Below are 5,623 nucleotides of genomic sequence, written 5' to 3'. Positions count from 1 at the left end.
CATAACCCAGATCGCTTCGGAATACGGTGTCCACCCCAACCAGATCCGCCAATGGCGGCAGAAACTGCTTGAGGAGCTGCCGCAGCTTTTTTCGGACCGCCGCAAAAGCGCTGAGAAGGGGGCCTGATAGCAGCCCAGCAAGAGCCGCCGGATTCACCATGGACGAAAAAATCAGTTCCCTCGCACAATGCCTGATTTGCACGAGGGCGGGCTTGGGTTGACCGTCCCCCTCCCCTTCCATTTTCTCACGATTCAGATGGGTCAAGGCTCGCACAGACATTTTTCAATACCGACACGTTTTGCGGCGGCCATCAACGGCATTCTCTTTCAGAACAGCGTTCTCATAACAGAATTGGAAGTAAAGACACCATCAGCCAGGAAATGGACAGACCAGTCCCGCCTGTTTTATATGGATTGCCCCGTTCTTAAAGGGCGTTCAGAAAGTCCTCAGCCAACCGGGCGATATCGTGGGCGTGATCGGTTCCATTAATGCAGCGCCTGGCTTTGACAAAATCCGTCTTGTTCTTGTTGATGTAATCCGTGATTTTACGGCCTGTAAACGTCCCTGTCTTGAAACCATGAACCAGAACGAAGAGCGCGATGTCAGCGTCCATTGCCCGATCCGGATTGTTGACCAGGTCCACCCCTAAAATCTGTGAATATTTCTTGTAGTTGTCTTCCCAGGTCAATTGCACATATCCACGCCCATAGTAAGGGTAATACCGGAAATTATTTTTCCGCCATTCTTCGCTTTTCCAATAGGCTTCACGAACCGGCTTGAAGGTGTGGTTCGTTTCCCATTCCACGGTCGCCAGGACATAGGCGATCTGAGCATTGGATCCGATATTCTGCTTTCTGCATTCCCTCATTATCGCGTCGATGGTTCCTTCCCGGGTACTGAAGTCATTGCCCTGGGTTTCCCCGGCATCCTCAACCCTTTTCTGAAGCGCGGCGATAAAGTCAGGGTTGATAAGGACCGGGTCCTCCTCATAGACATCAGCCTTGAACTCGGACCAGGCACTTCGGGTTTTCGGGCCCACCAATCCGTCAATGTCACCGGCCGGATAGCCCAGCTGGTTCAAAGCCGTCTGCAGCTCTTTGATCTGCTCTTCTGTCAGCTTATTGATGTCCGTCTTCCTGGTAATCGCCAAAAGTTCCTTGAGCTTCATAGGATCACCCCCTCTTTTGTCTGGGAAAAAGCATCAAATGTATCTAACCATTACAACATCATCGACAGGGATGCCCGATTCATTTCCCCTTGAAGGGTGCAGGATTCCGGCATGGCTTCATCCCGTTCTCGGCAGAGATTTTTTGGACCTTGGACACTTTGCCACCGGATCGGACAAATCTCCCCTTTATAAATTGATGATCGTCGAATTCAAAACGATCCGGCAACACGTCTTTTCCCTCTGAAACGAAAATGTATTTTCCATCCTCCGTTTCTTTCTCGAAGAAGAAGACCATGAAACCTGTTCCCCTTGCCCACCGCACTTCAAAGGCCATCTTGATCGGTTTTACCGTACACGAGGTGCTCCCCACCTGGTATTTTCCCTCAAACTCAAATTCGCTTTCCTGTTCAGCAAATGCGTAACAGGCGGTAAAGAGGATCAAGCCGCCAGCAAGAAAGACTTTGATCGCACGCATATCTGCGTCCTCCTCGAATGACGATATCCTGAAGTTCCGAAGGATGACAGGCGTAAGGATTTCGTTCAACAAATCCAGCATCCATACTTCTTTTTTTCATGACTCCCGGGGAAGGCATAGTTCCCGGGCCACCTGGCCCGCAGAATTCCCGCTTTCCACTACCATTTTAACAGCTTCTTCTCTGAATGCTTTTGAATAACCACAGTGGGAATTAACTTTCATTTTTGACACCTCCGTTACCTTGAAAATATTAACATTTGGTGTCCATTGTTTTCAACCTACCCCAGGGGGGCGATGGCCAGGAATTCGTAAAACTGGTATTCGCTCATGGTTTCAATTCAGTTTTTATCCGCCAGTATTGGTCCTGATATTTACGTTTGAGCAAATCAACAATCGATTTAGACCTCACCTGTCGTATGAATTCATCTGTCGTAAGATCAAGGGCTCTCGTACACTGGGAACTGACTGTATTGTATCTGACATCAAGTTTTTGAGCGATGCTGCGGAAGGCTGCGATGTGGTCCAGCCCACTCCACATCAAGCGGATCACGGGAATCAAGTAGTCTTCCAGATTTTTATTACCCTTGCTGCCGAGGGGCTTCTCGTAGTTGGGAGGCTTGCGGTGCGACAAACCGCCAAGCTTGGGATTGTCAATGCGTTTTCTTCTCTGTCCGAGGGGTGTTTCACGCTGAAGCAGATCACCGATGCGCTCTTGAATCTTTCGGTGAAGGTCAACCCGTCCTTGATGAAGCTCGTGTTCCGAAAAAAGTTTTATTTTTAATGCGCTGAGTTCGGGTGGAACAGGAACACCTTGTCTTTTCATACGGGCGATGGAGTTTTCAATCGCTTTAACCTGGTCAAAGGAAACCGCTTTCTTTGCATTAGCGATATCTTTTTGCAAACGCTGGATGATTTCCGACAGTTCTGAAACAAGTTCATTGACGTGCTTTTCAAGTTCATACAGTTGACCCATGGTGTGCTGCCCCTACATGCAACATTTAGTAGTTTTTATAAAATGCCTCCGCCGTAAATTTCACGAACTCCTCTGTCTTTTCCGGGCTGCGGGCCACCACCTGCCACGGTTCCAGGCGAGCAATTTCGGTTTGCAGGTCTTTAGCAGTTTTGGTGCTACAACCCAGAATATCCTGGACCGATGCGGCCGAAACCCCTTCGCATTGAAAGATGAAAGCAAACTCAAGCAACTCCTGAAAATTGAAAAACTTCTGCTGGTAATCGTTGGGAGACTGGCTGGCAAAGAACACCACGATACCCTTGGAGCGGCCCTCGCGAATGATGCGCTGCAGAAAAATGTTACGCTGGCTCAGGTAGTTGTGGGCCTCGTCGATGACCAGGATGGATCGAATGGTGCGCCGCCCATCCCGAACCGGGCTGTCGGGCAACAACGCCATTTCCTTGTAGAGTCGCTCGATTACCAAGTAAGCCACCAATTCCTTCAACACCGGCATGGCATGCACATCAATCAGCAATGTTCGATTGGAAAGCCGGTTGATGGGGGCCACATCACTTCCATGCTGCCAGAACAGATCGAAATCCGAGAGGTCCCGCAGCACCTCGATAAGGCTATCATCTTTTTTGTTATCTGCTTCGTACATGGTCGCCACCATGCGGTACACATCGTGGAAATCCGGATAGGGAGTCGACGAATCCGCCCGTTGCGCATAGGAAGAACGGATCGCCTCGGTCAACGCACCCTTTTGCACCACCCCCAGTTTACTGTTGATTGAGGCGAAGCTTTCGGCCTTTTCCCGGGCCGACACATTGATCGTCTGCTCATCATAGGCCGGCAGGACAAAAGGATTGATAGGCAGGCTTTCTCCACCCTGGAGCAGCCTGAAGGGATGGACCTTGGCAGCTTCAAGAAATCGTTCATTGTCCACCACATCGCCCTTGTAGTCGAAATAGATGAAATTGGTCTGATAGTTGGACTGCTGGCGGATATCGGTCAGGATTTTCAATACGAACTGGGTTTTTCCCGTACCCGGTTTGCCCATGATGGCCAGGTGTGAATTGGCATGCTTGACGGTATTGTTAAGTTCCATGATCATTTCATGCTGCTGCAACAGGGTCCGGCCGATGAAAATATCCAGTCCATGCCCGGCGGTTTCCCGACGTCCACCGAACTCCACTTCGTTAACCAGACGTGTCAGCAAAGTGTCCGCATCCCGGCCGCATTCCTGATACAGGCGGCCCAGCATCTCGGCCCCGCTGTCGATATGGTTCTTTATGATAGAGCGGTTGGAAAAGAAGCCGTCTTCATCGATGTCGCGTCTGCTATAGACATGGCAGATCAGTGCCCGCATGAAGATTTCGTCTTCGCCCACAAATGTGGGGCGCTTCATCTCAGCGCCGGTGAAACTGGTGCTCTGAACCACATCCGGCCCCTCCTTGACTAGGGACAGGGCAAAAGCCATGCGGGCCAGGGTCGCCTTTTCCAGCTTGGTTTCGAACCTCAGGGCGCTGAGCACCTCATCCGCCTCATTGGATGTGTACAGTCGGTCGGCCATAATTTAATTCTCCCAGAAGTATCCTTCCTTAAATGTCGTCAGCTCCCGCTGCTGGTCAAACACCAGAATCCCGGCTCCGCTCAGACGGGTTTTAAGTATCCGATAGTAGTCCTTGTCGATCTCAGTGTCAGTAGACAATATGATCACCTGTTCCCCTGCATTGGGAAAGTAGTTGTTCACGATGTTATCGCGGTGGGTGCTGTCCAGACGGGACAGGGGCGTGTCGATGACGATGGGCAGCTTCAATTGACTGGTCTGGGCCAGGCCCCACAGCAGTGAGACGGCAAACACTTCTTTTTCTCCAGCGGAAAGCCCGGATTTTTTAATTTCATGGCCGTTGCGGTCGGAGATGCGCATCTCGTAGGTCTTGTCGTCGATGATGATATCCTTGATCAAGCCGCTACGGCTGGAAAGCTGGCGATACATTTCAAAGGTCTTTTCCTGCAGGAGATGGACTTTGTTTTTGCGCAACCGCACCACGAATTGATTGAGCACCCCGGCAATGGCGTCGCATTCCTGGATAAACTCGACCCTTTCCCTGGAGACGTGGTGTTTTTCGTAGAGTTTTTCAATCTCCAGCTCAATGGCCGTGATCCGTTTTTCAAGGGACAGAATTTCCTCTTCCAAAAGGCGCAATTGTTCGGTCTTGCGGCCGATCTGGGTTGAACAGCCCTCCATTTCAGTCTGCAGCTGCTCGAAAAGCTCTTTCTCCGATTCGGACAGCAGACCGGTCCGGCTCAAACCTTCGAGCCTGCGGATCTGAGCGGCCAGCTCCCGTTTCTCTTCCAGCAATGGTCTGAGCAGAAATATCTCTCCACTTTCCAACGCTTCCATCTTGTTGAGCACCCGGGCCGCATCACGATCGGAAAGATCCAGTATCCGCGCCATCACTCCTCGAGAATCGCCCTCCCTGAGCAACCGGAAGATGCGCCGCTCCAGCTCAACCATCTTTTCGTGCGACAGCGTCTCCCGATAAATCGGCTCCGGCTCTTCCACTACCCGCACGATCCGCTTGGCCAGGGAGGCGGCGTTTTCCCTGATCGCCTCGCTGCCGACGGAGTCCCGTTCGGATTCGATCTGCTGCCGCATGGGCTCGAACAACCTGCCGGTGATGGCAAACGGCAGGGTCTTTTCGCACAACCCCCGGATTTCACTTTCCACCTGGGCCAGGCGGTTTACCGCCTGAACGCGTTTTTTTTCATTGGCACGCATGGTCTCGCGCGTTTCCGGCTCGGCCTGAAAGGCCGCGGTAAACCTGTTCCGGGCATCTTCGAGCTGCTGCCTGAATTCCGCTAATTCTTGCTGCACGTGCTCCCGCTCTGTTTGCCGGCGGGTCAGCTTGCTGCGCTCTTTTTTCAACTCGCTTTGCTTGAAATCCAGGTCTTCGTCGGAAATTTCCACAAACCCCTTGCGCTCCTCGTTCTTGATATAGAGAATGTCAGCGGCCAGCCGGT

Annotated in this window: 6 protein-coding genes; 1 reads left to right on the top strand and 5 read right to left on the bottom strand. The window is 51.6% G+C overall.

The features are described 5' to 3' along the window. On the top strand, positions 1-127 hold a 127-nt coding region (locus GX147_09395), incomplete at its 5' end, for a transposase (GenBank protein ID NLN60893.1). Positions 128-425: 298 nt separating this feature from the next. Here the strand turns inward: GX147_09395 and GX147_09390 are convergent. From GX147_09390 to dndD, 5 genes are all read right to left on the bottom strand, one after another. Beyond that, a complete protein-coding gene (locus GX147_09390) occupies positions 426-1,169 on the bottom strand; it encodes a carboxypeptidase (GenBank protein ID NLN60892.1) in 744 nt (247 codons plus the stop codon). Positions 1,170-1,248: 79 nt separating this feature from the next. Next, positions 1,249-1,644, bottom strand: a complete 396-nt coding sequence (locus GX147_09385; protein NLN60891.1) for a hypothetical protein — start codon at positions 1,642-1,644, stop codon at positions 1,249-1,251. A 325-nt stretch (positions 1,645-1,969) separates the two neighbouring features. Further along, a complete protein-coding gene (locus tag GX147_09380) occupies positions 1,970-2,617 on the bottom strand; it encodes a hypothetical protein (protein NLN60890.1) in 648 nt (215 codons plus the stop codon). Between the two features lie 25 nt (positions 2,618-2,642). Beyond that, complete coding sequence (locus GX147_09375; GenBank protein NLN60889.1) at positions 2,643-4,169, bottom strand: DndE family protein; 1,527 nt, start codon at positions 4,167-4,169, stop codon at positions 2,643-2,645. Positions 4,170-4,172: 3 nt separating this feature from the next. Beyond that, positions 4,173-5,623: DNA sulfur modification protein DndD (dndD, locus tag GX147_09370; protein ID NLN60888.1), on the bottom strand; the 1,451-nt coding region annotated here is incomplete at its 5' end.

It is taken from the genome of Deltaproteobacteria bacterium (assembly GCA_012522415.1).
Classification (GTDB): domain Bacteria; phylum Desulfobacterota; class Syntrophia; order Syntrophales; family JAAYKM01; genus JAAYKM01.
This window is presented reverse-complemented; position numbering and strand designations above follow the sequence as displayed.